General features: G+C 69.1%; 26 protein-coding genes. 7 read left to right on the forward strand and 19 right to left on the reverse strand.

The window, feature by feature from the left end; translation table 11 throughout:
- Positions 1 to 64 precede the first annotated feature (64 nt).
- Both rox and OG734_RS21425 read right to left on the reverse strand, forming a co-directional pair.
- The gene (gene rox / locus OG734_RS21420) at positions 65 to 1,513 is read right to left on the reverse strand and encodes a rifampin monooxygenase (protein ID WP_330289139.1); all 1,449 of its coding nucleotides are present in this window, start codon (positions 1,511 to 1,513) and stop codon (positions 65 to 67) included.
- A gap of 146 nt (positions 1,514 to 1,659) precedes the next feature.
- The gene (locus tag OG734_RS21425; RefSeq protein ID WP_330289140.1) at positions 1,660 to 2,562 is read right to left on the reverse strand and encodes a sigma factor; all 903 of its coding nucleotides are present in this window, start codon (positions 2,560 to 2,562) and stop codon (positions 1,660 to 1,662) included.
- Between the two features lie 102 nt (positions 2,563 to 2,664).
- Between OG734_RS21425 and OG734_RS21430 the strand changes: the two genes are divergently transcribed.
- The 3 genes from OG734_RS21430 (at position 2,665) to OG734_RS21440 (ending at position 6,028) form a co-directional block, all read left to right on the forward strand.
- On the forward strand, positions 2,665 to 3,120 hold the full coding sequence (locus OG734_RS21430) for a helix-turn-helix transcriptional regulator (RefSeq protein WP_330289141.1): 456 nt from the start codon (positions 2,665 to 2,667) through the stop codon (positions 3,118 to 3,120).
- A gap of 10 nt (positions 3,121 to 3,130) precedes the next feature.
- The gene (locus OG734_RS21435) at positions 3,131 to 3,541 is read left to right on the forward strand and encodes a VOC family protein (RefSeq protein ID WP_330289142.1); all 411 of its coding nucleotides are present in this window, start codon (positions 3,131 to 3,133) and stop codon (positions 3,539 to 3,541) included.
- 66 nt (positions 3,542 to 3,607) lie between these two features.
- A complete protein-coding gene (locus OG734_RS21440; RefSeq protein WP_330289143.1) occupies positions 3,608 to 6,028 on the forward strand; it encodes an excinuclease ABC subunit UvrA in 2,421 nt (806 codons plus the stop codon).
- Between the two features lie 30 nt (positions 6,029 to 6,058).
- Here OG734_RS21440 and OG734_RS21445 read toward each other — a convergent pair whose 3' ends face one another.
- The 5 genes from OG734_RS21445 to OG734_RS21465 all read right to left on the reverse strand — a co-directional run bounded on the left by OG734_RS21445 (position 6,059) and on the right by OG734_RS21465 (position 12,902).
- A complete protein-coding gene (locus OG734_RS21445; RefSeq protein ID WP_330293738.1) occupies positions 6,059 to 6,574 on the reverse strand; it encodes an HAD domain-containing protein in 516 nt (171 codons plus the stop codon).
- A gap of 67 nt (positions 6,575 to 6,641) precedes the next feature.
- Entirely contained in the window at positions 6,642 to 8,747 is a 2,106-nt protein-coding gene (locus OG734_RS21450; protein WP_330289144.1) for a HelD family protein, read from the reverse strand.
- Positions 8,748 to 8,788: 41 nt separating this feature from the next.
- Positions 8,789 to 9,442, reverse strand: a complete 654-nt coding sequence (locus OG734_RS21455; RefSeq protein WP_330289145.1) for a TetR family transcriptional regulator — start codon at positions 9,440 to 9,442, stop codon at positions 8,789 to 8,791.
- 101 nt (positions 9,443 to 9,543) lie between these two features.
- On the reverse strand, positions 9,544 to 11,802 hold the full coding sequence (locus OG734_RS21460; protein WP_443064888.1) for a phosphotransferase: 2,259 nt from the start codon (positions 11,800 to 11,802) through the stop codon (positions 9,544 to 9,546).
- A 215-nt stretch (positions 11,803 to 12,017) separates the two neighbouring features.
- Entirely contained in the window at positions 12,018 to 12,902 is an 885-nt protein-coding gene (locus OG734_RS21465; protein ID WP_330289146.1) for a GntR family transcriptional regulator, read from the reverse strand.
- Positions 12,903 to 13,079: 177 nt separating this feature from the next.
- Between OG734_RS21465 and OG734_RS21470 the strand changes: the two genes are divergently transcribed.
- Positions 13,080 to 13,262, forward strand: coding sequence for a hypothetical protein (locus OG734_RS21470; RefSeq protein WP_330289147.1), 183 nt, complete (start codon positions 13,080 to 13,082; stop codon positions 13,260 to 13,262).
- Here OG734_RS21470 and OG734_RS21475 read toward each other — a convergent pair.
- Positions 13,253 to 14,038, reverse strand: coding sequence for an HAD family hydrolase (locus tag OG734_RS21475; RefSeq protein ID WP_443064889.1), 786 nt, complete (start codon positions 14,036 to 14,038; stop codon positions 13,253 to 13,255). The genes OG734_RS21470 and OG734_RS21475 overlap by 10 nt on opposite strands.
- Positions 14,038 to 14,928, reverse strand: a complete 891-nt coding sequence (locus OG734_RS21480) for a FadR/GntR family transcriptional regulator (RefSeq protein ID WP_330289149.1) — start codon at positions 14,926 to 14,928, stop codon at positions 14,038 to 14,040. Before OG734_RS21480 ends, OG734_RS21475 begins: the two co-directional genes overlap by 1 nt.
- 181 nt (positions 14,929 to 15,109) lie before the next feature.
- Here OG734_RS21480 and OG734_RS21485 point away from each other — a divergent pair, with 181 nt between their 5' ends.
- On the forward strand, positions 15,110 to 15,298 hold the full coding sequence (locus tag OG734_RS21485; RefSeq protein ID WP_327696525.1) for a hypothetical protein: 189 nt from the start codon (positions 15,110 to 15,112) through the stop codon (positions 15,296 to 15,298).
- A gap of 27 nt (positions 15,299 to 15,325) precedes the next feature.
- On the opposite strand, the gene OG734_RS21490 is transcribed toward OG734_RS21485, so the two are convergent.
- The 3 genes from OG734_RS21490 to OG734_RS21500 all read right to left on the reverse strand — a co-directional run bounded on the left by OG734_RS21490 (position 15,326) and on the right by OG734_RS21500 (position 18,721).
- Entirely contained in the window at positions 15,326 to 16,183 is an 858-nt protein-coding gene (locus OG734_RS21490) for a winged helix-turn-helix domain-containing protein (protein WP_330289150.1), read from the reverse strand.
- Positions 16,184 to 16,535: 352 nt separating this feature from the next.
- Entirely contained in the window at positions 16,536 to 17,807 is a 1,272-nt protein-coding gene (locus OG734_RS21495; RefSeq protein WP_330289151.1) for a GNAT family N-acetyltransferase, read from the reverse strand.
- 278 nt (positions 17,808 to 18,085) lie between these two features.
- Positions 18,086 to 18,721 (reverse strand): RsiG family protein, encoded by a 636-nt coding sequence (locus OG734_RS21500; RefSeq protein ID WP_330289152.1) that lies wholly within the window; start codon positions 18,719 to 18,721, stop codon positions 18,086 to 18,088.
- Positions 18,722 to 18,888: 167 nt separating this feature from the next.
- On the opposite strand from OG734_RS21500, the gene dtd reads away from it, so the two are divergent.
- Positions 18,889 to 19,314, forward strand: a complete 426-nt coding sequence (gene dtd, locus OG734_RS21505) for a D-aminoacyl-tRNA deacylase (RefSeq protein WP_330289153.1) — start codon at positions 18,889 to 18,891, stop codon at positions 19,312 to 19,314.
- A 38-nt stretch (positions 19,315 to 19,352) separates the two neighbouring features.
- Here the strand turns inward: dtd and ygfZ are convergent, their stop codons facing one another.
- From ygfZ to OG734_RS21535, 6 genes are all read right to left on the reverse strand, one after another.
- A complete protein-coding gene (ygfZ, locus tag OG734_RS21510; RefSeq protein ID WP_330289154.1) occupies positions 19,353 to 20,318 on the reverse strand; it encodes a CAF17-like 4Fe-4S cluster assembly/insertion protein YgfZ in 966 nt (321 codons plus the stop codon).
- A 10-nt stretch (positions 20,319 to 20,328) separates the two neighbouring features.
- Positions 20,329 to 20,781: a Fur family transcriptional regulator gene (locus OG734_RS21515; protein ID WP_330289155.1), complete on the reverse strand. Its 453-nt coding sequence runs from the start codon at positions 20,779 to 20,781 to the stop codon at positions 20,329 to 20,331.
- A gap of 31 nt (positions 20,782 to 20,812) precedes the next feature.
- Positions 20,813 to 21,454, reverse strand: coding sequence for a restriction endonuclease subunit S (locus tag OG734_RS21520; RefSeq protein WP_330289156.1), 642 nt, complete (start codon positions 21,452 to 21,454; stop codon positions 20,813 to 20,815).
- Positions 21,451 to 23,034, reverse strand: a complete 1,584-nt coding sequence (locus tag OG734_RS21525) for an N-6 DNA methylase (protein WP_330289157.1) — start codon at positions 23,032 to 23,034, stop codon at positions 21,451 to 21,453. The genes OG734_RS21520 and OG734_RS21525 overlap by 4 nt, the downstream gene beginning before the upstream one ends.
- Positions 23,027 to 23,695, reverse strand: a complete 669-nt coding sequence (locus OG734_RS21530) for a hypothetical protein (protein WP_330289158.1) — start codon at positions 23,693 to 23,695, stop codon at positions 23,027 to 23,029. Before OG734_RS21530 ends, OG734_RS21525 begins: the two co-directional genes overlap by 8 nt.
- Positions 23,696 to 24,060: 365 nt before the next feature.
- Positions 24,061 to 24,636, reverse strand: a complete 576-nt coding sequence (locus tag OG734_RS21535) for an FABP family protein (protein ID WP_330289159.1) — start codon at positions 24,634 to 24,636, stop codon at positions 24,061 to 24,063.
- 277 nt (positions 24,637 to 24,913) lie between these two features.
- On the opposite strand from OG734_RS21535, the gene OG734_RS21540 reads away from it, so the two are divergent.
- The gene (locus tag OG734_RS21540) at positions 24,914 to 25,276 is read left to right on the forward strand and encodes a DsrE family protein (RefSeq protein ID WP_330289160.1); all 363 of its coding nucleotides are present in this window, start codon (positions 24,914 to 24,916) and stop codon (positions 25,274 to 25,276) included.
- Between the two features lie 9 nt (positions 25,277 to 25,285).
- Here OG734_RS21540 and OG734_RS21545 read toward each other — a convergent pair whose 3' ends face one another.
- Entirely contained in the window at positions 25,286 to 25,672 is a 387-nt protein-coding gene (locus OG734_RS21545) for a VOC family protein (RefSeq protein WP_330289161.1), read from the reverse strand.
- Positions 25,673 to 25,698: the final 26 nt, after the last annotated feature.

The following is a 25,698-nucleotide window of genomic DNA, read 5'->3' on the forward strand; positions in this document are numbered from 1 at the left end:
CGTTGCTAACTATTGCAAGCGTCTGCTTGCAATAGTGCGCTACGCCACTGCCGTACCCGCGCGCTCAACTCCCAGCAGCGCCGAACCACTTGGCCAGCACGCCGCGCAGATCCCCCTGATCCTCACCGACCCACGCCACATACCCGTCCGGCCGTAGCAGCACCGCGGGCACCTTCAGTTCGTCCAGTTCCCCGCTGGCGTCGACGACGTGGTCGACCCTGTCCTCCCAGCCCGACACCGAGAGCCGGCCCGTCTGGTCGAGGAGCAGGCCCCGGCCGCCGTGCGTCAGGTCGTAGAGGCGATCGCTCCGCTTCAGCGTCACGTCCCGCAGGCGCCGGCCGAGCAGGTCGTGGCCCTCGCCGAAGTCGTAGCGGATACCGATGGCGGTGAGCTTCTCGATCAGATGCCGCTTCACGTCCTCGAAGTCCATCAGTTCGGACAGCAGCCGGCGCACGGACCGGGGGCCCGGCTCGGCGGAGGACATCAGCAGTGTCTGGGCGCGGGTGTTGTCCAGCACGTCCTCGGCCACCGGGTGCCGTTCGGTGTGGTAGCTGTCCAGCAGTCCCTCGGGTGCCCGGCCGGTGATCTCGGCGGCCAGTTTCCAGCCGAGGTTGAACGCGTCCTGGATGCCGAGGTTGAGCCCCTGCCCGCCGACCGGCGGGTGGACGTGCGCCGCGTCGCCGGCCAGCAGCACCCGGCCGACCCGGTATCGCTCGGCCTGCCGGGTGGCGTCGCCGAAGCGGGAGAGCCAGCGCGGGGAGTGCACGCCGAAGTCGGTACCGGCGTACGCATGCAACTGCTGCCTGAACTCGTCGAGGGTCGGCGGGACCGAGCGGTCCTCGGTCACCCCCTCGGCGGGCACGACGACGCGATACACCCCCTCGCCCCCCAATGGTCCGAGGCCGAACCACTTCTCGGTCTTGCGGACTTCGGCCACCACGGTGGCCACCGTCTCCTGCGGTACGCCCACCTCCATCTCGCCCAGCAGCGCCTGGACCCGAGTGGGCTCGCCGGGGAAACCGACGCCGAGCAGCTTGCGTACCGTGCTGCGGCCGCCGTCGCAGCCGACGAGGTAGCGCGAGCGCAGCCGCGTGCCGTCGGCGAGCTCCGCGGTCACCCCCTCCTCGTCCTGGCTCAGCCCGACCAGCTCGGCGGAGCGCCGGATCTCGGCGCCGAGTTCGAGGGCGTGCTCGTACAGCAGACGGTCGGTGACGGTCTGCGGGATGCCGAGTACGTAGGGATGCGCGGTGTCCAGCCGGTCGGGCGCCGGCTTGTCGATGGCGGCGAAGAAGACGCCGCGGACCGGATGCTGCTTGCCGTGCGCGAGGAACCGCTCCAGCAGACCGCGCTGGTCCATCACCTCGATGCTGCGCACGTGCATACCGAGCGAACGGACCACCGGGGTGGGCTCCGCGTCCCTCTCCAGTACGACCACGCGCACGTCGTGCAGCCGCAGCTCGGCGGCCAGCATCAGGCCGGTGGGTCCGCCGCCGACCACGATCACGTCAATCATGAAAACCCCCATGTTGGCAGCCTTGATTACCGCAATCTCCGCGATTTCCATAGGCCCGGGCTGCCTCGGCCGACGATTCTGCGGCACGACGGGGGTCTTGCCGCAAGCCCCCCGGTGGGCTATAGCTTGAGAGTGGAGGAGGTTGGCTACGGCCGACCGGTGATGAGCCTCTGTGTCGAGCGCTCGTACGCCCGCAGCTTGTCGGGCGCCAGGATCCAGTACAGCCCGTCGATACCGTCCGGTCCCACCGTGACGCTCATCAGGGCGACGGCTATGCCGTCCTTGACGACCAGCATGACGGGTTGGCCATTGGCCTCGGCCACGCCGTAGTCGGCCCCCGGGAAGAACTTCCTGGTGAAGGCACTGATCCTGGCCACGCGCCCGGCACCCACGACGTCAAGCCGTGCCACACCGCGCATGCCGTTGCCGTCCGCGTAGGCGACGACATCGGCGGACAGCACGTTCTCGAGCGCGGCCACGTCACCGTGCCGTGCCGCCGCGACGAAGGTTTCGAGGAGCCGCCGATGCTCCACCGCGTCGACGGGGTCACGGCGGTCGGCGGACAGTCGTTTGCGGGCCCGGCTGACGATCTGGCGCGTATTGGCCTGGCCCAGCTGGAGCATGCCCGCGATCTCTTCGTACGGATAGTCGAAGGCCGCCCGCAGCACATAGGCCGCCCGCTCGACGGGATTCAGCTTCTCCAGGACCAGCAGTACGGCCAGTTCCAGCGCCTCGCCCCGCTCCGCGCCGACCTGCGGATCCACCCCGGTGTCCACGAACTCCGGCAGCCACGGACCCACGTACGCCGCACGGCGGACCCGCGCCGACTGCGCCACGTTGATCGCCAGACGGGTCGTGGTCCTCGCCAGGAACGCCCCGGGATCCAGCACCGCGCCGCGATCGGTGCCCTGCCAGCGCACCCACGCGTCCTGCACCACGTCCTCGGCCTCGGACACGCTGCCCAGGACGCGGTAGGCGATGCCGAACAGGCGCGGACGCAGCCGCTGGAACACTTCCGCGGCTTCGTCCAGGTCGTCCAGCTCGTCCATGATGCCGATGCCTCCGCCGCCGCCACGGGTACCGGCTGGATCCTATGCCGGGCGTCCGCTCGGCTCAGGACCGGCGCCGGAGCCCGGTGGTACCGTCGCGGAATGGACCCGCAGGAACTCGCCAACCTCGCGCATCTGCGCCGGGCACGGGATCTGATCGACCGGGAGTACGCGCGTCCGCTCGACGTGCCGACCATGGCCAGGCACGCGCTGATGTCACCGGCGCACTTCTCGCGGCGGTTCCGGGCGGCCTATGGCGAGACGCCGTACAGCTATCTCATGACCCGCCGGATCGAGCGGGCGATGACGCTGCTCCGCGCCGGCATGAGTGTGACCGACGCGTGCATGACCGTCGGCTGTACCTCGCTGGGCTCGTTCAGCTCACGGTTCACCGAGGTCGTCGGGGAGACACCGAGCGCGTACCGCGGCCGGGAGCACGACGCGGTGACGGCGATGCCCGCCTGTGTGGCGAAGGTGTACACCCGGCCGAGCAGAAACGCGCCGGGCACGGCCGTTTCGAGCAGGATTCGAGAAGCGGGCCGTACGGCCGCCGCCTAGCGTTGTCGGCATGGACATCGCACTCCAGTACTGCCACATCACGGTCAACGACCCCGACGAGGCGCTCGCCTTCTACCGCGACGCACTCGGCTTCGAGGTCCGCAACGACGTCGCATCCGGCGGATTCCGCTGGGTCACCCTCGGCAGCTCCGCGCAGCCGGACCTCGAACTCGTCCTCTCCGAACCGCACGCGGGCCGTTCCCCGGCCGACGGCGACGCCCTGCAGGAACTGCTCACCAAGGGCGTCATGCCGATGTTCGTCTTCCGCACCGACGACCTCGACGCCATGTTCGAGAAGGTACGGGCGTCCGGCGCCGAGGTGCTCCAGGAACCCATGGACCAGGCGTGGGGCCCGCGCGACTGCGCGTTCCGCGACCCCTCGGGCAACCTGGTACGGATCTCGCAGAAGCCGAAGGGCTAGACAGGCCCAGGCCCTCGGGAGCAGCCTGCGGCAGCCCACAGCAAACCCAGACGAGACGGAGACCCGATGAGCAGGACCCCGAGGACGGACCCGCAGCCGGACGCGCCGGCCGCACCGCACAGCGCCGACAGCCACGATCTGATCCGTGTGTACGGTGCGCGCGAGAACAACCTCAAGGACGTCAGCATCGAGCTGCCGAAGCGTCGCCTGACGGTGTTCACCGGTGTCTCCGGTTCGGGCAAGAGTTCGCTGGTCTTCGACACGATCGCCGCGGAGTCGCAGCGGCTGATCAACGAGACGTACAGCGCGTTCGTCCAGGGGTTCATGCCGACGCTCGCGCGGCCCGAGGTCGACGTACTCGAAGGGCTGACGACCGCGATCATCGTCGACCAGCAGCGGCTGGGTGCCGACCCGCGCTCCACGGTCGGCACCGCCACCGACGCCAACGCGATGCTGCGCATCCTCTTCAGCCGACTCGGCCAGCCGCACATCGGACCGCCCAGCGCGTACTCCTTCAACACGGCCTCGGTCCGGGCGAGCGGCGGGATCACCGTCGAACGCGGTGCCGAGAAGACCAAGACCGTCAAGGCGACGTTCAACCGCACCGGCGGTATGTGCACGCGCTGCGAGGGCCGGGGCGCGGTCTCCGACATCGACCTCACCCAGCTCTACGACGACTCCAAGTCGATCGCCGAGGGCGCGTTCACCATCCCCGGCTGGAAGTCGGACAGCCAGTGGACGGTGGGGCTCTACGCCCAGTCGGGCTTCCTCGACCCGAACAAACCGATCCGCAACTTCACCAAGAAGGAGATGCGGGACTTCCTCTACGGCGAGCCGACCAAGGTCAAGGTCAACGGCGTCAACCTCACCTACGAGGGGCTGATCCCCAAGATCCAGAAGTCGTTCCTGTCGAAGGACAAGGAGGCGCTGCAGCCGCACATCCGGGCGTTCGTGGAGCGGGCGGTCACCTTCACCGTCTGCCCCGAGTGCGAGGGGACCCGGCTCAGCGAGGGCGCCCGGTCGTCGAAGATCAAGAAGATCAGCATCGGTGACGCCTGTGCCATGGAGATCCGGGATCTGGCCGAGTGGGTCCGCGGCCTCAAGGACGCCTCGGTGGCGCCGCTGCTCACCGCACTCCAGCACACGCTGGACTCGTTCGTGGAGATCGGCCTCGGCTATCTCTCGCTCGACCGCGCCTCGGGCACCCTGTCCGGCGGCGAGGCGCAGCGCGTCAAGATGATCCGCCACCTCGGCTCCTCGCTCACCGACATCACGTACGTCTTCGACGAGCCGACGATCGGCCTGCACCCGCACGACATCCAGCGCATGAACGACCTGCTGCTGCGGCTGCGCGACAAGGGCAACACCGTGCTCGTCGTGGAGCACAAGCCCGAGGTGATCGCGATCGCCGACCACGTCGTCGACCTCGGCCCCGGCGCGGGTACGGCGGGCGGCACGGTCTGCTTCGAGGGCACCGTCGAGGGGCTGCGGACCGGCGGCACCGTCACCGGCCGCCACTTCGACGACCGTGCCACCCTCAAGGAGACGGTACGGAAGGCGAGCGGCACGCTGCCGATCCGCGGCGCGACGAAGCACAACCTCCAGGGCGTCGACGTCGACATCCCGCTCGGGGTGCTGTGCGTCGTGACCGGTGTCGCCGGGTCCGGCAAGAGCTCGCTGATCCACGGGTCGCTGGTCGAGACCCGGGGTGCTGTCGCCGACGGTGTCGTGGCGGTCGACCAGACCCCGATCCGTGGCTCCCGACGGAGCAACCCGGCGACGTACACCGGACTGCTCGACCCGATTCGTACGGCGTTCGCCAAGGCCAACGGCGTCAAGCCGGCGCTGTTCAGCGCCAACTCCGAGGGCGCCTGCCCCACCTGCAACGGTGCCGGTGTCATCTACACCGACCTGGCGATGATGGCCGGCGTGGCCACGACCTGCGAGGACTGTGAGGGGAAGCGGTTCCAGGCGGCGGTCCTCGAGTACCACCTCGGTGGCCGGGACATCAGCGAGGTGCTCGCGATGTCGGTGACGGAGGCGGAGGAGTTCTTCGGCGCGGGCGAGGCGCGTACGCCGACCGCGCACCGCGTCCTCGACCGGCTCGCCGACGTCGGACTCGGCTACCTCAGCCTCGGCCAGCCGCTCACCACCCTGTCCGGCGGCGAACGCCAACGCCTCAAGCTGGCCACGCACATGGGCGACAAGGGCGGCGTGTACGTCCTCGACGAACCGACGACCGGCCTCCACCTCGCCGACGTCGAACACCTCCTCGGCCTGCTCGACCGGCTCGTCGACTCCGGCAAGTCGGTCATCGTCGTCGAGCACCACCAGGCGGTCATGGCCCACGCCGACTGGATCATCGACCTCGGCCCCGGCGCGGGCCACGACGGGGGGCGCATCGTCTTCGAGGGCACCCCCGCCGACCTGGTCGCGGCCCGCAGCACCCTCACGGGGGAGCACCTGGCGGGGTACGTGGGGGCCTGACCGCAGGGGCCGCGACCACTGCCCGTCGTCCTACGGCTGGAGCCACTCCTCGACGGCCGCGAAGTCCGCGTCCCGCAGCCCGTGGTGAGGGTCGACCCGGTGCAACAGGGCCCGGCCCGGGTGGTGTTCCGCCACCCAGCGACGGTCGGTGTCGGACACCTCGTCGTCGAGCCAGACGAAGGCCCGCCCGGCCGCCAGCTCGACGAGCGGGCGGGTCTTCCAGTGCACGCCGGGCACGCCGGGCAGGTCGTCGGGATCCGGCTCCGGCCAGTCCACCACCGGGAGGGCAGGCAGGCCCAGCCACGGGGCGACACACTCGTTCGCCTCGTCCATCCAGGTCGTGGCCCACACCAACTCGCAGCCCAGCGCGGCCAGTCGAGGCCCGAGGGCGGGGTCGATCCGGGGAAGCAGAGGGTTCGTCTCCGCCGCCGGGACGCGCAGCCGCCGGGCGGGCCGGTACGTCGGATAGCCGTCCGGATACTGCTCCGCCGTGCCGCCGAACGGGATCAGCGGCCCATCGACATCCAGGAAGAGGAGAGGAGGCAGAGGGCGGAGAGGCGGCGGGACGGACAGAGGCCCCGCCGGTCCGTGAGTCACAGCTCCCCTCCCCCCTTCAGAACGGCAACGCCCGCCCATGCACGATCTCCAGCCGTGACACCGCCCGCGTCAGCACCACGTACAGCCGATGCAGCCCCCGCCCGGTCGCCCCCTCACCCTCCACGATCGCCGCCGGTTCCACCACGACCACGTGGTCCCACTCCAGCCCCTTCACAGCCTTCGCCGGCATCACCGCGACCCGCCCCCCGCTCACCGCCACCCCCGCCGCATCCAGCATCTCCCGCACCCCGGCCACCTCCCCGTCCGCCGCCACGACCCCCACCGACCCCTCCCCGTCCAGCGCCCGGCGCACCGCGGCCACCACCTCACCGGCGATGTCGGTCGCCTCCACGACCCTCAACTCCCCATCACCCCGCAGGGATCGGGCCGGTGGCACCGGTACGTCCAGGCGGGCCAGCAGCCGGTTGGCGAAGGCGACCACCGTCCTCGGCACCCGGAACCCGGTGGTCAGCGGGACCACCATCGCGTCCGGTTTGCCCAGGTGGGCCAACAAGGGCCCCCAGGCCCGTGCCGCCCACGGTGTGGTGCCCTGAGCCAGGTCGCCCAGGACTGTCAGCGAGCCGTACGGTACCCGGCGCGCGATCGCCCGGCACTCCATCGGGGAGAGGTCCTGGGCCTCGTCGATCACGACATGGCCGTATCCCTCGGGGTGTTCGATCAGACCGGCGACCTCGTCGAGGAGGACCAGATCGGCGGCCGACCAGCGTGCCGACTTCCACGACCTCGGCGGACGCGCCCAGCACACCGCCCGCTGCTCCTCCTCCGCCAGCACCCCCTCGGCGGCGCGTGCCAACGCCCCCGCGTCTCCCAGGAGTTCGGCCACCACCTCCTCCGGACGCACCCTCGGCCACACCGCCTCGACGTACGCCCCGACCGTCCGCGCCCGCTCGATCCGCCGCACCCAGGCGTTCGGCTGCGGCCCCGCCCGCCGTTCCGCCTCCCGCTGGATCCGGCTCACGACCCGCGTCCGTACGCGCTCGCGCCCCACGGCGTAGGGCGGTTCCTCGGCCCGTACGCCGGCCACGATCCGCGCCAGCTCGGCCGCCGGGATCCGCCAGCGGTACGAATCGTCCGGCACCTCAAGGGCGTTGGCGTATCCCTCCGTCACCACCCGTGCGTACAGCGCCCGGCGCAGCACCTCCGCCATCCGCGCGTCGTGCTTCACGACTGCGGCCCGTTCGTCGTCCTCTCCGCGCACCGGATGGGCCGCGATCTCGTCCCTGACCGTCGACTGCCGTACCCCCGTCTCGCCGAGGGCGGGCAGGACTTCGGAGATGTACGAGAGGAACGTGCGGTTGGGGCCGAGGATCAACAGGCCGCCGCGCTGGACGCGTTGGGGATGCGTGTAGAGGAGGTACGCGGCCCGGTGCAGCCCGACGGCCGTCTTGCCGGTGCCGGGGGCGCCCTGCACACAGACGGAGACGCCGAGGCCCGCCCGTACGAGGTCGTCCTGTTCGGGCTGGATCGTCGCGGCGATGTCCCGCATGGGCCCGACGCGGGGGCGAGCGATCTCGCGGGCGACCAGGCCGTCCGAGCCGCCCGCCAACTCATGTTCACCCGGGCCCACTTCCGTCGGATTCTCATCCAGGTGCTCGTCCTCCAGGCCGGTCAGGTCGGCGGAGTCGCCCGTGCTGCCGGGTGCCCAGCCGAACCGGCGTCGTACGGCCACGCCCTGCGGGTCGCGGGCGCTCGCCTGATAGAAGGCCCGGGAGACGGGGGCGCGCCAGTCCACGACGAGGGGCGGGCGGGTCGGGTGCTCGCTGATCCGCAGGCGCCCGATGTGGTAGCTCGCGCCGCTGTGCTCGCCGCCCCGGCCACCGCTGTCGAAGTCCAACCGACCGAAGAACAGGGGCCCGTCGGGCAGTTCGCCCAGTTCCTTCGCCTTGCTGCGCAGCTGGTACCCGAGTACTTCCGCGTCGGCCCCGGAGGCGGAGACGTCCGCGCCGGTGGCGACGTGTTCCCGGGCGCCGTCGATCATCGCGGCGAGGGCGGTGCGGCAGATGTCGTGATGGGCGCGTTCGCGGCCCAGGGAGTCACGGAGGAGGGCCTGGGGGTGGGAGTGGGGGTGCGGATCGATGCGGGCAGGGTCCGGCGGCGTCATTCCAGCGAGCCTACCAAAATAACGTAACCCAGTTAAATATTTTACCCGGTTGCGTCTCCCGCATTCGCCGACCCGAGCCACGGCAGCCCCGCCTTCAGCTGCCGAAACGCCCCCTCCGCCGCCGCGACCGCGTCCTCCCGCACCGCCTCCACCGCCTGCCCCGCCGCGATCCGCCGCCAGTTCTCCTGCGCGAGGATCCGCTGTACGGCGATGATCTGGCCGGCCGCGAGCCGGGCCGCGAGGGTGTCACCGAGGGCGACGGCGAGTACGGCCTCCGAGCGCTGCTGGTACTCGTACGCCCGCGCGACCAGCGACGGGGTGCCGTAGAGCAGACGGTGGAAGGCGAGCACCTCGGGGGCGCTGTTGAGCCCGGTGACCGGGTCCTCGCGGCTCAGTCCGTCGAGGAAGTGCCGGCGCAGCGCGTCGACCGGCGACGCCCCCGCACCCGTATCGGCACGGGCCGCCCGTACCACCCGTGCCGCCTCGTCCTCGTGATCCGCGAAGCGGTGCAGGACGAGGTCCTCCTTGGCCGGGAAGTACCGGAACAGTGTCGGCTTCGAGATCCCGGCCGCGGCAGCGACCTCCGCGACGGAGACCGCGTCGAAGCCCTTCGCGAGGAAGAGCCGGATCGCGATGTCGGACACGTTCTGGTACGTCTGCTGCTTCTTGAGCTCACGCAGCCCTGTTCCTGCCATGGGGCGAGACTACGCACTCCACCCCGCGCACTCCCAAGTCGGAAACCAGGTCGGAAACCAGGTCCCGAACCGGGTCCGGGTCCAGGGACCGGCAGAGCGCCTCATCCCCCCGCGCGAAAGCCCACCCGTTTCGTGCCATCGCCGTGGTCGCCATAAGGCAACGCCCGCGCCAGGTACGGGTTCGCCGTCACGCGCAGCGGAAGGCCGAGCGAGCCGGTCGCCACCGCCAGCGTCACCGCGTAGGAATCCACCGCCCTGCGGACGTTGGGCGCGTCCAGACTCTCGCCCGTGACCAGACGGTCGAGGTCCACGTAGGCGGAGCGCACGGTCTCGATCCAGCGGTAGACCCGCCAGTCCCGCTCCCAGTCCTTGGTGTAGGTGGCGGGCAGGCCGCGCTCCCAGCGCTTGAACATGCGGTCGCGGATCTCGGTCCGGGTGGGTGTGAGATGCATGTGGCGTACCAGGTCGTACAGCGGATCCCCGACCATCGCCATCTCCCAGTCGATGATGGTCAACGGCTCCGCGTCGTGGCGGCGTACGAGGTTCCATGGGTTCAGATCACCGTGCAGGAGCGAGAGCGCGCGGGGCGTCACCTGGTGCCGGGACAGGATCTGGCCCAGGCGGGTGGCGTCGGGCAGCCCCAGCAGCCGGGCCAGCTGCTGGGATCCCTTCGGCAAGCTGCGGACCAGATCCATGAGTTGACGGCTCAGCCAGGTGTAGAACACGAAGTCGGGCTCGGCTGCCGCCGGGTCCAGGGGGCGGTAGTCCACGTTCCTGAGCGCGCAGAGCTGGTCGACGAGCTGGTCGGCCTCGTGCGGCAGCAGCCCGCCCACGGGGTGGCTCGGAGGCTGATCACTGTCGCTCGGACCGACGTACGTGTGGATGGCGAAGGGGTCCTTGTGGTGGCTGTCCTTGTGGTAGCTCTCGCCGAGGGCCAGCACCCTGGGAGCTGTCACGGGGACCCCGGACTGCTCGATGGCCTGCAGCACCGCGTGCTCGCTCAGGAAACTGGGCTCGCGCCGGCAGACGTCGGCCACTTTGCGACGCACCACGACCGGGAGGTCGGCCTCCGGGACTCGCACCACGGAATTGAGGTGGGCGGTCCCCTTGAAGACCCGGCCCGCAGGCGCCGCACCCTCCGCGATCAGCGCGGACAGCACCGCGGGGTAGGGGAAGTCCGGGTGCTCGGAGAGCCGCCGGTCCGGTTCCCAGCCGACAACCGGACGGGAACCCGCGCTCTCATGGGACGAAGACGCCTGCCAGCGGGACAGGACCCGTTCGATCTCGGCGACACTCGGCACACCGGTCAGCCCCAGCGGGCCGGCCGCCGCTTCCAGCGCACTGCACACAGCGACCGTCGCCTCGTCCAGACTCTTCTGGTCGAACGATTCCTCCAGAGACCTCGCCGCCCGCATGACGTCCGGGAACACGGACTGCGCCCGTTCGAAGGCGACATAGTGCGGCAGATCCCGGTGGAGGCCGTTGACGGCTGCGGGCCTGGTCGCCTGCATGGCTTCGGCCCAGGCACCCACCACTTCGTCCCACTGGGAGTCCGGGTACTTCATACGTACGAGGTGGGTGGCGAGGTCGTGCAAGGGGTCGCCGTACGTGGCCAGTTCCCAGTCGACGCAGATCAGCGGCGGCTCGCCACGATAGGTGACGATCACGTTGTCCCGGTGGAGATCCGCGTGGAGCAGGCTGTACGGGCGACGGGCCATGGCGGGCACCCGTTCGGCCAGTCCGGTGAGAGCGTGCTCGGGAACACCGAGGGCCGCGAACAGCCCACCGTAGACAGCCCAATTGGGCTGACGAATCTGACGGTCCGCGCAACGCGCCAGCATCCGCAGAAAACCCTGGCCGTCCTTGTCGTCATTGCGCGGCCAGCTGTCCGGCAGCGGCGGCAGCACCTCCCGGCGGACCTGGGACATCCGGGCGAGCAACTGCGCCAGCGCCCTGATCACCAGACCGTCGACGGGCTTGCCGTCCGCGCAGACACTGGAGAGCGGTACGCCGTCCACAAAGCTGTGGATCGCGAAGTCCCGGTGCGCGACCAGACACTCCGGCACATGGGGCAGGATCCCTTGGATGGCACCCAGAATCGCCGACTCCCGCTCCCAGGTTCTGATCACCACGGGCAACGCGTCGGTTCGTCTCACCCGCACGATCACCGACGTACCGGCTTCGCGGCGCACTGCCCGCGCCGCGGATTCCGTCAGTGGGAGGACGTAGTTCTGGTTGTGGTGGCCGCTGGCCGCCATCCCTGTTTGCGAGGCCTGCAGCACGAACGCCGACACAGGGTCGGGCCGCTCGACGGCGACACGTTCCCGTAGCAGCGGCCGGGGAACAGGGGGTGCGCCCACTGGCCGCTCCTGAGTTGCTCGCGCGAGGTGACGAAAGGCAGGCAAACGTTACGATCGGAATGCGTCCCGCACGACCGGAGTCAAGGCTCGTTAGCCAGAATGAGTGGTTTGCCACCCATTTGCTTCAGGTCGTCCGAGGCAGGCTTGTTTGCCTTCTCTTACGCAGGAACGAAAGCGGTTTACTCACGCGGTGCGCAGATGCTACAGCACGGCCGCTACGGCGCTGTGTCCTGTGACTGCTCCTCCGCCACGTGGTCCCACATGGCGTCGAACCAGCGCTGTGCGTCCTGGATGAAGCGCGACCCCTGTGACGTCGGGTCGTCGTCCTTGACGAAGTGCGCCAGCGGGGCTCCGAGGCCAAGGACGTCGAGCGCCGGGATCTCCTCACCCGTATCCATCACGATCGGACGCTTGATGGGCACGTACAGGCCCTGAAGAGCTTCGACCTCGTTGATGAGATACAGCTTCCACGTCGGGGCAATCTCTACATGACGGATGTGGAGCTCGACGGTCGGCACCAGCTTTTCGGCGCGCAGTTCCCGCAGGCTCTTCAAGATCGACCCCGTGGACCGCCGAGCGATGTCGTGCAGACGCTCCCGAAGCCGGGGAGTGTCCTCCCGGTTCACCGCACGCAGATAAGGAAGGTCCAGTGATTCGGAGGGCAGGAGCGCACGCAGGGCAATGCGTTCGGGCTTGATCCGGCCGGCCCGGATCTCTTCCACCTGGAGCTGCAGGTGCGTGGCCATCGATTCAGCCGTCAGCGTGTAGACATCGAGAGTGACTTCGGAGCGTTTGAACGCTTCGCTGATCAGCGGCCCCAGCGTCATCTCCTGCCCTGATCTCGTCGACGACTGGACCTGCTGCACCTTGACGACCCTGGAGCCGCTGCCCTGCCGGGACTCGATCCAGCCCTCGTTGTTCAGCTCCCTGAGCACTCGCTGCACCGTGTCCCGGGAGACCGTGAACTCTGCCGCAAGTTCGCGCTGCGGCGGCAGCAGGGAACCCAGGGGATAGGTTCCGTCGGCCAGGCGAGCCCGCAGCGCCTCCGAGAGGCGCCAGAACTCCTTGCCACGGCCGTCTGGCGTCCGTCGTCCGGTCACACAACGAACGTACCTCTCCCAACCTCTTGAGAAACCAATTTCGTTCAGGCAAGCAGTCCACCGATCGCCCTGGTTAGTCGATCAATTGGACTGGGAACAACTCAGTCAAGTAGTCAACCAGTCCAATCGCCAGTCCAGTTGGACGCAATCCGGGAAGTCGAAGGGGCGGGTGGGGGCATGATCCTCTTCCAAGTGACGTGGGCGCTCTGCAGGTTCGCCATGGGGGCCGCGCTGCAATCGCGGCTCGGCGCGCTGGGCATTGTGGCCCTGAGCATGTTCCTCATCGGAATCCGAGTACGCCACAACGGCCTGGCCGTCGGCGCGGCCGTCGTACTCGTGCTGATGATGACTCAGGCCTGAGCAGCCCCAGCCTGCCTGCGGACCGCCCGTAGTACCGGCGCCAACGACTCCACAATCGCTTCCGCACCCGCTGCTCTGAGCTTCTTCTCCTTCTCCTCGTGACGCGCGTAGCCCAGGAACGGCACTCCGGCCTCTCGTGCCGCGAAGTAGTCCGAGGGGGTGTCGCCGATCATGAGGGCCGCAGAAGGGGCCGCGCCCATCGCGTTCAGCGCGCGGTTGAGGCAGTGGGGGTCCGGCTTGAGGAGGTGGAGGTCCTGGGTGCGGCCGTAGACATGCGGGGCGAAGCACCCGGTCAGGGCTCGGTCCGTGAGATAGGTGCGTACCACTCTCGGGGAGTTGTTGGTGGTGATCGCGAGTCTGGATCCGACCGCCTTCCAGGTCTGTATCAGGATGTCGGCGTACGGCGTGGGCATCGCCTTGGGCACCGCCCTGAGTTCCTCCTGGGTAAGGCGTTCCTCCAGCTCCGCCACCAGGTCGCTGCCGGGGTGCCTGCGGTCGACGGCGCGCAGGACCCGGTGCGGATCCAGGGATTCCAGTTCTCGCGCCGTCAACAGGCCGTGCAGCCCCCGGCCTTCGAGCCAGTCCACCAGTCGGATCGCCACCAGCTCCGCCGAATAGCCCGCGAACAGCCGGCAGATCGGCCCGTCGAAGTCCCAGAGGACCACTCGTGCGGGTGCGATCAGTTGCCGCAGGCTCTCCACCGTCTCGTTCTCGTTCTGGATCTCGCTCGCGGTCTTCGCGATGGCCGGCCCGGTCTGCCTCGTATCTGAAGTCACTAGGAGAGTGTCAGGTCCGTCGTGATGGTTTCCCAGAGGGCGTCGAACCACTTCTGGGATTGCTCCACGAACGCGGTGTCCCGCTGACTGGTCTGCCGGCCTTCCCGGTTCTCGAAGGAGAAGAGAAGTGATTCGGCGCCCAGGACGTCGAACATCTCCAGCGTCTGGCTCTCGTACTCCTCCTCGCGGCGCGTGAGCAGGTAGTACCCGATCAGCGCTTCCTCCCCGTTCAGCAGGTACAGCTTCACCGGCGGCGTGAACGGCAGCGCCCGGAAGGTGACGTGGACGTCGATGCCGTGCGACTTGCGCAGCGCCTGGAGGTTGTGGCGCAGCACGTGGCCCTGCGCGTTGCGCATCTCCAGCCAGCGCTTGTGGACGGGGTCGTCGTCACCGCCACCGTCCACGGAGATCGGAAAGGCCAGACTGATCTTGCGCGAGGGCATCAGAATGCGGACGTCGATCGATTTCGGGCGCATACGGTCGTCATGGATCAGCCGGATCTGCTCACCGACGGCCACCGTCAGGGTCTCCGCCGTATGGCACACGACGTCGATGTGCACATGCTGCGCCTGGAACGCCTCCGTCAGGCGCGGCGCCAGCCCCACCATCGTCGGCTGGGGCCCTTCCCTGGGCGGGGTCACGTCGGCGACGCGCGGCGGGCTGCCCTTGCTGACGTTGGTCAGCAACTTCTCGGTGTGCAGGATGCGCAGCGCCTCCCGTACGGCACCTCGCTCGACGCCGAACTCCTCGGCCAACTCGGCCTGAGTGGGCAGGCGGTCACCAGCCTGCAGGTCGCCGGTGCGGATGCGGTCACGCAGGGCGGCGGCGATCTCCTGGGGCGACTGTCTTCTGCTGCCGTTCACTGCCACGCTCTCCTGAGTCACAACCAAACGCTACAACTCCGATCCATCTTTGGGGAGTTGTTTAAAAGTTGTTTATGAGTAGTGGCCAAGTGGGGACAACCTATTCAGAGTTGGTTACCAACTTGATGAAGTTGGCAGAAGCTTCACCACTTCTCCACCACCCTGCCAGCACCTGCCACCGCCCCTGAAGCTTGAAGGAGGAACCACCATGCCCGCCATCGCCCTCCTCGCCGCCGTCTTCATCAGCGGCTTCCAGCAGTTCGTCAGCTGGCAGTACGGCACCTCCGGCGTCGTCGGACTGCTGCTGCTCACCATAGGCATCAAGGCCAGGAACGCGACCATCAGCTCCATCGGAGCCGTGGTACTCGCCCTGCTGGTCACCGGACCCACCCTGTAACGGTGGTTCGGCCGACCCCGGGAGACATCAGTCCGTGAGCGTCAGCTCCGAACTGATCGTCTCCCACAGTGCGTTGAACCACAGGTGCGACTGCTCCACGAACGTCGTGTCGCGCAGCCCGGCGCCCTGCTCGAACGCGAACAACATCGACCGGACGCCCTCGGCGTCGTACATCTCCACCCGCTCGTGGTCGATCTCCTCCTCGCGCCTCTTCAGCGTGTAGTACGCGAAGAGCGCCTCCGTCTTGTTGAGCAGATACAGCTTCACCGGTGGCGTGAACGGGAGGGCCCGGAACGAGACGCGCACGTCGATACCGTGCGTGCTGCGCAGGGCCAGCAGGTTGTGCCGGAGCACCTGCCCCTGGGCGTTGCGGTGGGTCAGCCAGCGGCGCTGCAGCCGCCCGGTGGCGGAAGCCCCGGCAGGCGACCCGTCCGCCAGTTCCACCGGCGCCGGGAACGCGAGGTCGATGTCACGGCTCGGCAGCAGTACCCGGACGTCGATACTGGCTGGATTCAGCCGTCCGGCATGAATCTGGCGCAGCGCCTCCCCGATGGCGAGGGTGAGCGACACGGACGTCAGACACAGGGCGCCGATCCGGACGTGCGGCGCCGCGAAGGCCGCCTCGATACGGGGCGCGAGGGCGACGGTGGTGGGCAGCGGCGGAGCCGCGGGGCCGGTCAGCGCCGGTCCGGGATCGGGGGCGACCGTCGCCGGGCTGCCTTTGCTGACGTTGGTCAGCAGACGCTCGGTGTGCAGGATGCGCAGCGCCTCCCGTACGGCACCTCGCTCGACGCCGAACTCCTGGGCCAGCCTGGCCTGAGTGGGCATGCGCTGGCCTGGCCGCAGCTCACCGGTCCTGATCCGGCTGCGCAGGGCGTCGGCCACTTCGCGGTGTGACCTCTGAGGCTCCACAACCAAACACTACAACTTCCCGCCATCTTTCGGCAGTTCAAGGGAAGGTGGTTATGAGACGCCTCCAAGTGGAGATAAGTACTGTGAAGTTGGCTACCAACTTCGACAACATGGTGAAACCTTCCAGAGGTTGGCCACCGAACTCTCCTCCGGAGGGGAGCCGGGAGCTCGGCAGCCACCACGACCGCACCACAACGCACGACAGCCACACCGCACAACAACCACAACTGAACAGCTACGGATGAGTACAACGAGAAAGAACGAGAGAAGAAGTCAGGTCAGAAAGATCAGGTCAGAAAGGTCAGGTCGGAAAGGTCAGGTCGGATCAGAAGATGTCCGGGCACCAAGGCCGCCTGGACGTACGCAGCAGGGCGTCGGCCACACGGGCGGCGCCCGCTCGTTCTTCCCGCACCCGTCCCAGCGCGGCCAACCGCACCGCCGACTCGTCACCGAGCCACAGCGCCGCCAACTCCCGTACATCCAGCGTGAGTTCGACGGCGTCGCGGACACCGGGCGTGCAGGAGCCGACGCCCTCCGCGGACACCTCCAGCCGGTACCGTCCCCCGGCGAACCCGGCCGCGTCGACGACCTCCAGGACGAGACCGCGGCTGCCGCCGCCAACCGTCCCGTCGTACGGACGCGCTTCCAGAGCCCGTACGACATCCAGGATCCGCACCCACAGCCAGTCCGCGTGTGTGACGAGCCTGGCGGCCCGCGGGTTCGGCAGGAAGAAGGGGAGCAGGTCGTCCGGGGCGCGCCAGCCGGTCTTGACCTTCGTGATCCAGTCGATCGAGCAGAGGTACTGCCACAGGGCACGCTCGGCGGCCGGCGTCACGGCGATCAGCCAGTTCACGTCGGCGGTGTCCTGCGGCTGCTTCGCGTCCCACTTGTCGTCGGCCTCGTAGGAGACAAGCCCGTCGACCTCGCCGTCCGCCGAACGGTAGACGGCGTAGAAGGGCTCGTCCCAGGACTCCCCGAACCGCACCATCCCCGTGTTGACCTGCCACCAGCGCTCGTCACGGCTGACGACCCCCGGCTGCTGCCGCGCGAGCCGCGAGTGCAGCTCGGGCCCCAGCTTCCGTACGTCCGCCGCGTCCACAAGGTCGATACGGCCGCCGTCCGCCGGGCCCGCCCAGCGGGGGTCGAGGCCTGCGCGCGGTACGTCGATCGACCACTGGGAGGCCCAGGTGGCGGGCCCGAAGCCGTACCGCCCGTAGATCGGGTACTCGGCGGCGATCAGCGTGGCGACGACGTCCCCGCGCTCCTTCGCGGCGTCGAGGTCCTGGGTCATCATGCGGGTGAGGATGCCTCGGCGGCGGTGGGTGGGCGAGACGGTGACGTTCGAGATCGCGTCGGCGGGGACGGTTGCGCCGGCGCCCACGCTCAGTTCCTGCGGGAACGAGCGGAACGTCGCCACGCATCGTTCACCGTCGAAGGCGCCGAGGGTCCGCCCCGGCAGGAACCCCCCGCGGCGCGCCTCCAGCTCCACGTCGGTGACTTCGGGCGACCGGAGGAACCCGGTGCTCAGGGCCCTGGTCCACTCCCGGAGTCCGTCCTCGTTGACGGTGCGCACGTCGATGTCGGCACGGGAGGTCATGGGGTCAGGCTAGGACGAGGGTGGGCAGGGTGTCGCGCGGGTTTTTCTCGCCCCCGCCGCCCCTACCCGTCCCATCCTGAACCTGGGGGCTGCGCCCCCAGACCCCCCGTCGCGCTGAACGCGCTCGTCCTCAAACGCCGGACGGGCTAAAAATTAGCCCCTCCGGCGATTGAGGAGCGGGGGTTCGGGGGCAGCGCCCCCGATGGGGGTCCCCCCTCTGGGGGAGGGACGGGTAGGGGCGGCGGGGGCGAGACAACTCCGACCACCGGACCGCACCCTCAGATCAACAGGTCCTCCACCTGCGCCTCGCCCACCCGGTACCGCCGGGCGATCTCCCCGCTGCAGTCGTCCGCCGTCCGCTGCAACCCCTGCCGCCGCAGCGAAACCTGCTGCTCGTACCGCACAAGCCGCCCCATCGCCGCCGTCAGCTCCACATCCGTACGCGCGTCCAGGTCCGACAGCTCGACCTCGGCGAGCATCTCCGCCGCCAGCCGCCCGTACTCCTCGCTGTGCGGTGTCCCCAGCGTCACGTGCCGCGCCGACGACCGCTGCCGCGCCGGCGCGTCCGTCAGGATCTCCGACAGCCGCTCGACGACCGACCCCTCCCCCACGGCGACCACGGACGTGGGCCCGCGCCGCGCCAGTTCCGCCCGCAGGATGTCGATGCGCCCCTGCAGCAGCCGTCGTACGTAACTGAGGTCGGCCTCGTCCCGCTGGGCGTCCCGGCGCAGGGCGCGCAGCTCGGACAGCCGCAGCACGGTGAGGTCGTGCCCGGGTGGAGCGGCGGCCAGCAACGAACCGATCGAAGTAGCCGAAGCAGCGACCGCAGTGACCGTACCGTCGGTGCCGGTGCCGGTGCGCTGATCGGGCGGCCGGGCGGCCGTATGAGGCCGCCCGGTACTCGGTGTGCTCATGTGCCTCTACCGTCCCCTCGACAGGCGAATGGGAGCATCGTGCCACCCCAAGTGGCCGCTATGTGACCGAGTCCCCCCGAACGGCCCCAGATAGGGGCTTAAGGATCAAAAAGAATCCCTCCATGGGCGCTGCGGGACCGCTCCGAACGGCACGGCATGATGGGCGTATGCGTGCAGTGGTGCAGAGAGTGGACGGCGCGAGTGTCGTCGTGGACGGCGAGGTGACCGGAGAGATCGCGGGCGAGGGCCTGTGCGTCCTCGTCGGGGTCACGCACGAGGACACGAAGGAGAAGGCGGCCCAACTGGCCCGCAAACTCTGGTCGATCCGCATGCTGACGGACGAGAAGTCGTGCTCCGACATCGACGCCCCGCTGCTCGTCATCAGCCAGTTCACGCTGTACGGCGACGCCCGCAAGGGCCGCCGCCCCACCTGGAACGCGGCAGCCCCCGGCGACGTCGCCGAACCGCTCGTCGACGAGGTGGTCGCCCAACTCCGTTCCCTGGGCGCGACGGTGGCGACGGGCCGCTTCGGCGCCCAGATGCGGGTCTCCCTGACGAACGACGGCCCGTTCACGGTACTCGTGGAGATGTAGGGGCCGAGAAGGGGTCGAGAGACCGAGGACGAGAAGAACTACGGCTCGACCACGACCTCCTGCGCGGCCGCCGTCGTATCGGCGACCAGCCGCGCGTCCACCGCCACGTTCCGCTTCACCAGCGCGAGCGCGACCGGACCCAGCTCGTGATGCCGTACGGACGTCGTGATGACGCCGATCTTCCGCCCGTCGGGCCCGTCGTCGGCGAGCCGGATCTCCGTGCCGGGCGGCGGCAGGTGGACCTCGCTGCCGTCCAGGTGCAGGAACACGAGCCGGCGCGGCGGCTTGCCCAGGTTCTGGACCCGGGCGACCGTCTCCTGCCCCCGGTAGCAGCCCTTCTGCAGATGCACCGCCGTGCCGATCCAGCCCAGCTCGTGCGGGATCGTCCGGTGGTCGGTCTCGAACCCGAGGCGCGGCCGGTGCTGCTCGACCCGCAGCGCCTCGTACGCCAGCAGCCCCGCCGCCGGCCCGGCCTTCTCGGCGTACGACTCCAGCTCGGCGCGGGGCAGGAAGAGGTCACGCCCGTACGCGGTCTCGCGTACGACGACGCCCTCAGGCACCTCCGCGATGGCCCCCGCGGGAAGATGGACGACCGCGAACTCGTCCGTCCGGTCGGCGACTTCGACGCGGTAGAAGAACTTCATCGACTCCAGGTAGGCGATCAGCGCCTCCTGGGTCCCCGGCTCCACATGCGCCCAGGTGGTGGTGCCGTCGTCGACCAGGTACAGCGCGTGTTCGATGTGGCCGTGCGCGGACAGCACCAGTGCCTCGGTGGCCTGACCCACGGGCAGGTCGCTGACGTGCTGGGTGAGCAGCAGGTGCAGCCAGCTCAGCCGGTCGTCGCCGGTGACGGCGATCACGCCGCGGTGGGAGAGGTCGACGAAGCCGGTGCCCTCGGCGAGGGCACGCTGTTCGCGGAACAGTTCGCCGTAGTGGGCGGCGACGCCTTCGTCCACGCCTTCGGCGGGAACGGCGCCGGGCAGGGACAGCAGAGGGCTCTTCATAGGGACAAGCCTACGACTCGGTAGTTGAAGCCTTGCCGGTCGAGGCCTTCAGCGAGCAGTCCTTGCAGCGGCCGAAGATCGCGAAGTGCTTCATGTCGGTCTCGAACCCGAAGTCCTCGCGAAGCTTCGCGGTGAAGTCCGCGGCGACGGAGACATCCGTCTCGATCACGTTCTCGCAGTCGCGGCAGACCAGGTGGATGTGGTGGTGCCGGTCGGCGAGGTGGTACGTCGGTGCGCCGTGTCCGAGATGGGCGTGACTGACCAGCGCCAGTTCCTCCAGCAGCTCCAGGGTCCGGTAGACCGTGGAAATGTTGACCCCCGACGCCGTCTTCCTCACTTCCACGAGGATGTCGTCGGGGGTCGCGTGCTCAAGGGTGTCCACAGCTTCGAGGACAAGCTGGCGTTGCGGGGTCAGCCGGTAACCGCGCTGCCTGAGGTCGCTCTTCCAATCGGTGCCTACCACGGCGTCCAGTCTAGGCTGCCGCGCACAAACGTCACGCCCCGGGCGACAGCGCACCCGTCATCAGCAGATCGGCGAGCAGCGCCCGGTACTCGCCGGTCGCCCGGGCGATTTCCGTGTGGACGCGGACCTTCTCGTCGAGCACGGCAAGCGTGGCGCCAATGGACTCTTGTTCCTCTGGCGGGGGCACGAACACGGGCAGCTCACCCAGCTCACGGGCGCTCACCGACGGGATCACCGCGCTGGCCGACCGCTGGTGGATCCAGCCCTGTGCGAATCCCGCGCTCAGATATCCGGTCAGATAGGCCGCCATGGACAGGTTTGGGTCCTGGAGCCGAAGCCTGACCAGGTTCGCGTGGTACAGCCAACCCTCCTGTTCCCCGGTGACCATGGCGCACCGGCCGACGGTCCCGGTCCGGATGAGGAGTACATCGCCCAGGACGAGCCGGTACTTGCGCAGCGTGCGCGCCTTTTCGGGGACGACCCCGACGCTCTCGGCGGGCGTGATCCGCTGGTGGACGACGTCCCGGGGCAGCACGAGTCGCACGCCAGCGTGCGAGTCCGTACGATCCTCCCCTTTGACGGCCGGCCCCACCTGGAAGGAGCAGAGTTCCTTCAGAGCGAGGCGTTGCCAGCCTGCGGGCAGGGGCCCCGGGCCGCCGGTTGCGTCGTTCACAGGCCGTACCTCCTCAGCCGCACATCTGCGAGGCGGTCGATTGTCTTCGCTTGCTCGTGCAGCCTCTCGAGTTCCTCTGACAGCTCCGCCAGACGGTTCCGCGCCGCGGCCACAGCGTCAACGGCGCCCGGCGAGGGCAGTTCTTCACGTACGTAGAGCGCCGGTTCCAGTCGGTGGTCCTGTGCCGCGATCTCCGCGAACCCCACCGCCCGGCTGAGTCCCGGCTGGACACCGTGTCCGGACTCGCGCCACGACGTGTACGCCAGCACCAGCCGGTCCACATCCTCGTCCGCCAGCGCGCGGCGTGTCCGGGTGGCCATGCTGCCCAGATCCGACCCGTCCACGAAGAGGACCTGCTCCGGGCGGCCGCGAGGGGCGCGAAGGAACCAGATGTGCGTCTGGACCGCGGTCAGTTCGAAGAGCCGCGCCGGCAGGGACATCACGCACTCGACGACGCCGTCCTCGATCATCGAGGCCCTCGTCCGCCGCTCGGCGCTGCCGCGGGAGGCGGCGCCTGCGGGCATGAGAACGGCGGCGCGGCCTTCGGGGGCGAGGCGGGAGACGACGTACTGGAGCCAGTCGAACTCCCCGGAACGGGATTCGCCGTAGCGCCAGTATCTCGGCTTGTAATACGGCGACTGGCCCACGCTGCCGAAGGGCGGATTGGTGATCACCGCGTCGAACGGGCCAGGCAGGTCACCGAAGTCGTCGCTCCGCGCGGGGTACTTGGATCCGGGGAGGACACGGGGGCGTTGCGCGCCGTGGAGGTCGATGTTCATCTCGGCGAGTTGCATGGCCTCGAAGCTGTCCGCGCGGCCGGTGACGGACTCCGGCACCCCGCCGCCCTGTTCCGCGACCGCGTCCAGGTACGCGGACAGCAGCTCCCCCGTACGGACAAAGGGGTCGTGCAACCGCTTCGCGGAACCCTGAGCGGCCAGGGCCCTCGCCATGACCCGGCTCACCGACCGGGGCGTGTAGAACTCCTCGGCCGCTCCCGCGCCCGTGCTGCGCAGGAACTCGAGAAGGCGGTCGAAGGCCTGGCGGCTCTCGCCCGGGGATCCGGGCGGATTGCTGTCCAGAATCCGAACGACCTCGGGCAGCGGCACCTGGCCGTAACTCTCCTCACCCGGCACCAGACGCCTCATGGCGGTCTCCGGGTCCTTGACGAAGTGCGCCGACCACCGGTCCGGCTCCCGGATCTGGATGAAGACCAGGGACAGCAACACGTACAGGTATTCGGACATGCGCAGCCGGCCACGCAGCCGCTCCGCGTCCCGTGCGGCCAGTTGTTCCACGGCCGACAGCAAACTCCCCGACCGACGCCCGCTCAGGCCCGCCCGGAAACGGTCGCCGTACGTCGTCCCTGTGAGCTCGCCCGGCTCCAGAGCGCTGGACGGGATCGTACGGCCGGACAGCCACTCCAGGACCTGGTCGGCGCGGAACCTGTCAAGGTCGCCGCCTTCGACGGGGGCGGGGAAGTCCGCGTGGCGCCGCTCCCAGTTGGTGACGGCGGGGCGCTTCACGCCGGCCAGCCGGGCGATGTCGGAGCGCGAGACGCGCACCTCGCCGAAGTCACTCAAGAGCATCCTCCTTGCGCGCCAGCACGGACGGGAACTGGTCCATCGCCCGGACCTCCTTGCTCAGGTCGGGGTCGAGAGCGTCGAGGACCCGATAGATCCTGGCATGGTCGGCGGCGAGGCCGTCGCCATGGATGGGCTCATGGTGCATGACGCGGTTGCGCAGGCGGACCACGGCCCACAGGTCGTCGTACAAGTCGTCGCGACGGCCGACGTGCGGGAACGCCCTGTGCAGGGTGGGCACCCAGAAGACCCGGTCGTAGCGCGACACGAGCAGGGTTGTCCAGAAACCGAAGGTGAGCTCCGTGACGACATCGTCGACGGTGACCGGCCGCCTCCTCCGCTTCTGTTCCTTCGACCGCTTCCTCTCCTTGTCCTCACACTTCTTACGCGCCTTGACGACGAGGTCATGCCCTCCCCCGTCGAGCGGCGCCACCTCCCACCAGTCGGGCCGGCCGTACTTGGCGACCAGGCAGTCGTGCAGGGCGTTGCGCACGGCGAGTTCGACGCACTGCAGCGGGATGTACAGAGCAGCCGACGCCTCGACGTTCCACCGGTACAGCCGCATCGCGGCCCGGGGGTCTCCCCCGGCCGCACGCAGGTAAGGCTTGAGCCGCGGCTTGGAGAAGTACCGCTTGATCCACTCGGGCATCCTGTCGACCACTGTTTCCCCCCTTCTTCCGGGCACACGGATGCCCGGGACGTTTTCTCCATACGGAATGAGCAGAATGAGCCGCTGTGCTAGAGTCGACGGCGTACGTTCTGGGCCGCCTCTGTATGCATGCCACCCAGGGCACAGCTTGTCGGAACCCCGGCCGCAGTCCAATTGCGGCCGGGGTTCCGTGCGTTGGTCTCGAGGATAGCCGAAAGCAGTGACTCCCTCAAGCGCATTGCAGTGCAGCTACAACTGTTAACCCCTGCTGTGAGTGCCCGCCACCCGCCCTCAGCCCTGTTAAGCCCCCAAGGCCGTGAAAAAGGCCTCGCGGACGCCGCGAGGCCCTAGGTTCAATGCTTGTTCGCCGCTCGCTCTTACTTGAAGAAGGCGATCCCGTCGTCCGGCATATCGTCCGGCAGGGCCTTCGCCCAGCGTTCGACGTCCTCCGGGGTGACGACCTTCTTCAGCTGCGCCGACATGTACGGGCGCAGCTCGACGTCCGGGGTCTGCTTCTCGCCGACCCACATCAGGTCGCTGTTCACGTACCCGTACAGCCGCTTGCCGCCGCTGTATGGCCCCGAGGCCGCCGTCCGCGCCACGGCGTCGGTCACGATGTCGATCTGCGGCTTCTTGGCGGCCAGCTCGCCGTACCAGACCTCGACGACACCGTCCTGGCGCACCATGACGACCTCGACCTTGCGGTCGGCGTCGATGCGCCAGTAGCCGGACTCGGACTCCAGGGGCCTGACCTTGTTGCCGTCGGCGTCCAGCACCCAGGAGTGGGAGTGGTACTCCAGGAAGTCACGTCCGTCGTGCGTGAAGGTGACCTCCTGCCCGAAGTTGCACTTCTCGTCGCCGGGGAAGTCGTACACACCGGCGCCTGCCCAGTTGCCGAGCAGGAAGACGAAGGGCAGGAGGTCCTTGTGAAGGTCGGACGGGATCTCGATCATGAGCTGCGGAGTTCCTTGACGCGGTCCGGGATGGTGTCGACGGTCGTATTGCCGGTGGTCAGCGCTGGCCCTGGTACAGCTTCTTGACCGTCAGACCGGCGAAGGCGAGAACGCCGACGGCGACCAGAACCAGCAGGGCTTCGAAGAATGCCTCAAGCACGGGGTGCTCCTCGGACGATCGGTTGTGTGCACAAGAGCCGGGCCCAGCTTACGCGGCCCGGGCCCGGCTCACTCGGCCAGGGCGGCGCCCCGAGTCGGACCGGCCTACCATGCGGCCATGGCGAAGAAGCTCGTGATCAAGGTGACGGCGGGGGCCGACGCCCCCGAGCGCTGCTCTCAGGCGTTCACTGTCGCGGCGGTGGCCGTGGCCAGTGGGGTCGAGGTGTCCCTGTGGCTGACCGGGGAGTCGGCGTGGTTCGCGCTGCCGGGGCGGGCCGCCGAGTTCGAGCTGCCGCACGCCGCGCCGCTGCCCGACCTGATCGACTCGGTCCTCTCGGCCGGGCGTCTCACCCTCTGCACCCAGTGCGCGGCCCGGCGGGACATCACCGAGAAGGACGTCATCGAGGGCGTACGGATCGCGGGCGCGCAGGTCTTCGTCCAGGAGGCGATGGCGGACGGGACACAGGCGCTCGTCTACTGAGCCGCCGTCCTACTCCGGCGTCTCCACCCACAGACAGAACGGGTGGCCCGCCGGGTCCAGCAGGACTCGTACGTCGTCCTGGGGCTGGTACTCGGCGAGTCTCGCGCCCTCTGCCACGGCCCGCTCGGTTTCGGCGGCGAGGTCGTCGACCTCGATGTCCAGGTGGAGCATCATCTGCTGGTCGCCGGGGTCGCGGCCGGGCCAGACCGGCGGGACATACGCGCGCTCCGTCTCGAAGGCGAGGGAGACGCCCTCGGTGCCGGGTGGCGGGCCGATCAGGACCCAGTCGGGTTCCTCGCGGCGGATCTCGTAGCCGAGGAGGCGGCGGTAGAAGCCGGCCAGTTCGTGCGCGTCATGCGCGTCGAGCACGACGGTGGACACTCTCGTACGCCCCACAGGTCCCCTTCCCGGCTGCTGATCCC

The sequence above is a fragment of the Streptomyces sp. NBC_00576 genome (assembly GCF_036345175.1).
Classification (GTDB): Bacteria; Actinomycetota; Actinomycetes; order Streptomycetales; family Streptomycetaceae; genus Streptomyces.

Bases quoted from the DNA above. Each gene is read 5' to 3' on its own strand.
- rox (WP_330289139.1), bottom strand. From the start codon at position 1,513: ATGATTGACGTGATCGTGGTCGGCGGCGGACCCACCGGCCTGATGCTG.
- OG734_RS21425 (WP_330289140.1), bottom strand. From the start codon at position 2,562: ATGGACGAGCTGGACGACCTGGACGAAGCCGCGGAAGTGTTCCAGCGG.
- OG734_RS21430 (WP_330289141.1), top strand. From the start codon at position 2,665: ATGGACCCGCAGGAACTCGCCAACCTCGCGCATCTGCGCCGGGCACGG.
- OG734_RS21435 (WP_330289142.1), top strand. From the start codon at position 3,131: ATGGACATCGCACTCCAGTACTGCCACATCACGGTCAACGACCCCGAC.
- OG734_RS21440 (WP_330289143.1), top strand. From the start codon at position 3,608: ATGAGCAGGACCCCGAGGACGGACCCGCAGCCGGACGCGCCGGCCGCA.
- OG734_RS21450 (WP_330289144.1), bottom strand. From the start codon at position 8,747: ATGACGCCGCCGGACCCTGCCCGCATCGATCCGCACCCCCACTCCCAC.
- OG734_RS21455 (WP_330289145.1), bottom strand. From the start codon at position 9,442: ATGGCAGGAACAGGGCTGCGTGAGCTCAAGAAGCAGCAGACGTACCAG.
- OG734_RS21470 (WP_330289147.1), top strand. From the start codon at position 13,080: ATGATCCTCTTCCAAGTGACGTGGGCGCTCTGCAGGTTCGCCATGGGG.
- OG734_RS21485 (WP_327696525.1), top strand. From the start codon at position 15,110: ATGCCCGCCATCGCCCTCCTCGCCGCCGTCTTCATCAGCGGCTTCCAG.
- OG734_RS21495 (WP_330289151.1), bottom strand. From the start codon at position 17,807: ATGACCTCCCGTGCCGACATCGACGTGCGCACCGTCAACGAGGACGGA.
- OG734_RS21500 (WP_330289152.1), bottom strand. From the start codon at position 18,721: ATGAGCACACCGAGTACCGGGCGGCCTCATACGGCCGCCCGGCCGCCC.
- dtd (WP_330289153.1), top strand. From the start codon at position 18,889: ATGCGTGCAGTGGTGCAGAGAGTGGACGGCGCGAGTGTCGTCGTGGAC.
- ygfZ (WP_330289154.1), bottom strand. From the start codon at position 20,318: ATGAAGAGCCCTCTGCTGTCCCTGCCCGGCGCCGTTCCCGCCGAAGGC.
- OG734_RS21535 (WP_330289159.1), bottom strand. From the start codon at position 24,636: ATGATCGAGATCCCGTCCGACCTTCACAAGGACCTCCTGCCCTTCGTC.
- OG734_RS21540 (WP_330289160.1), top strand. From the start codon at position 24,914: ATGGCGAAGAAGCTCGTGATCAAGGTGACGGCGGGGGCCGACGCCCCC.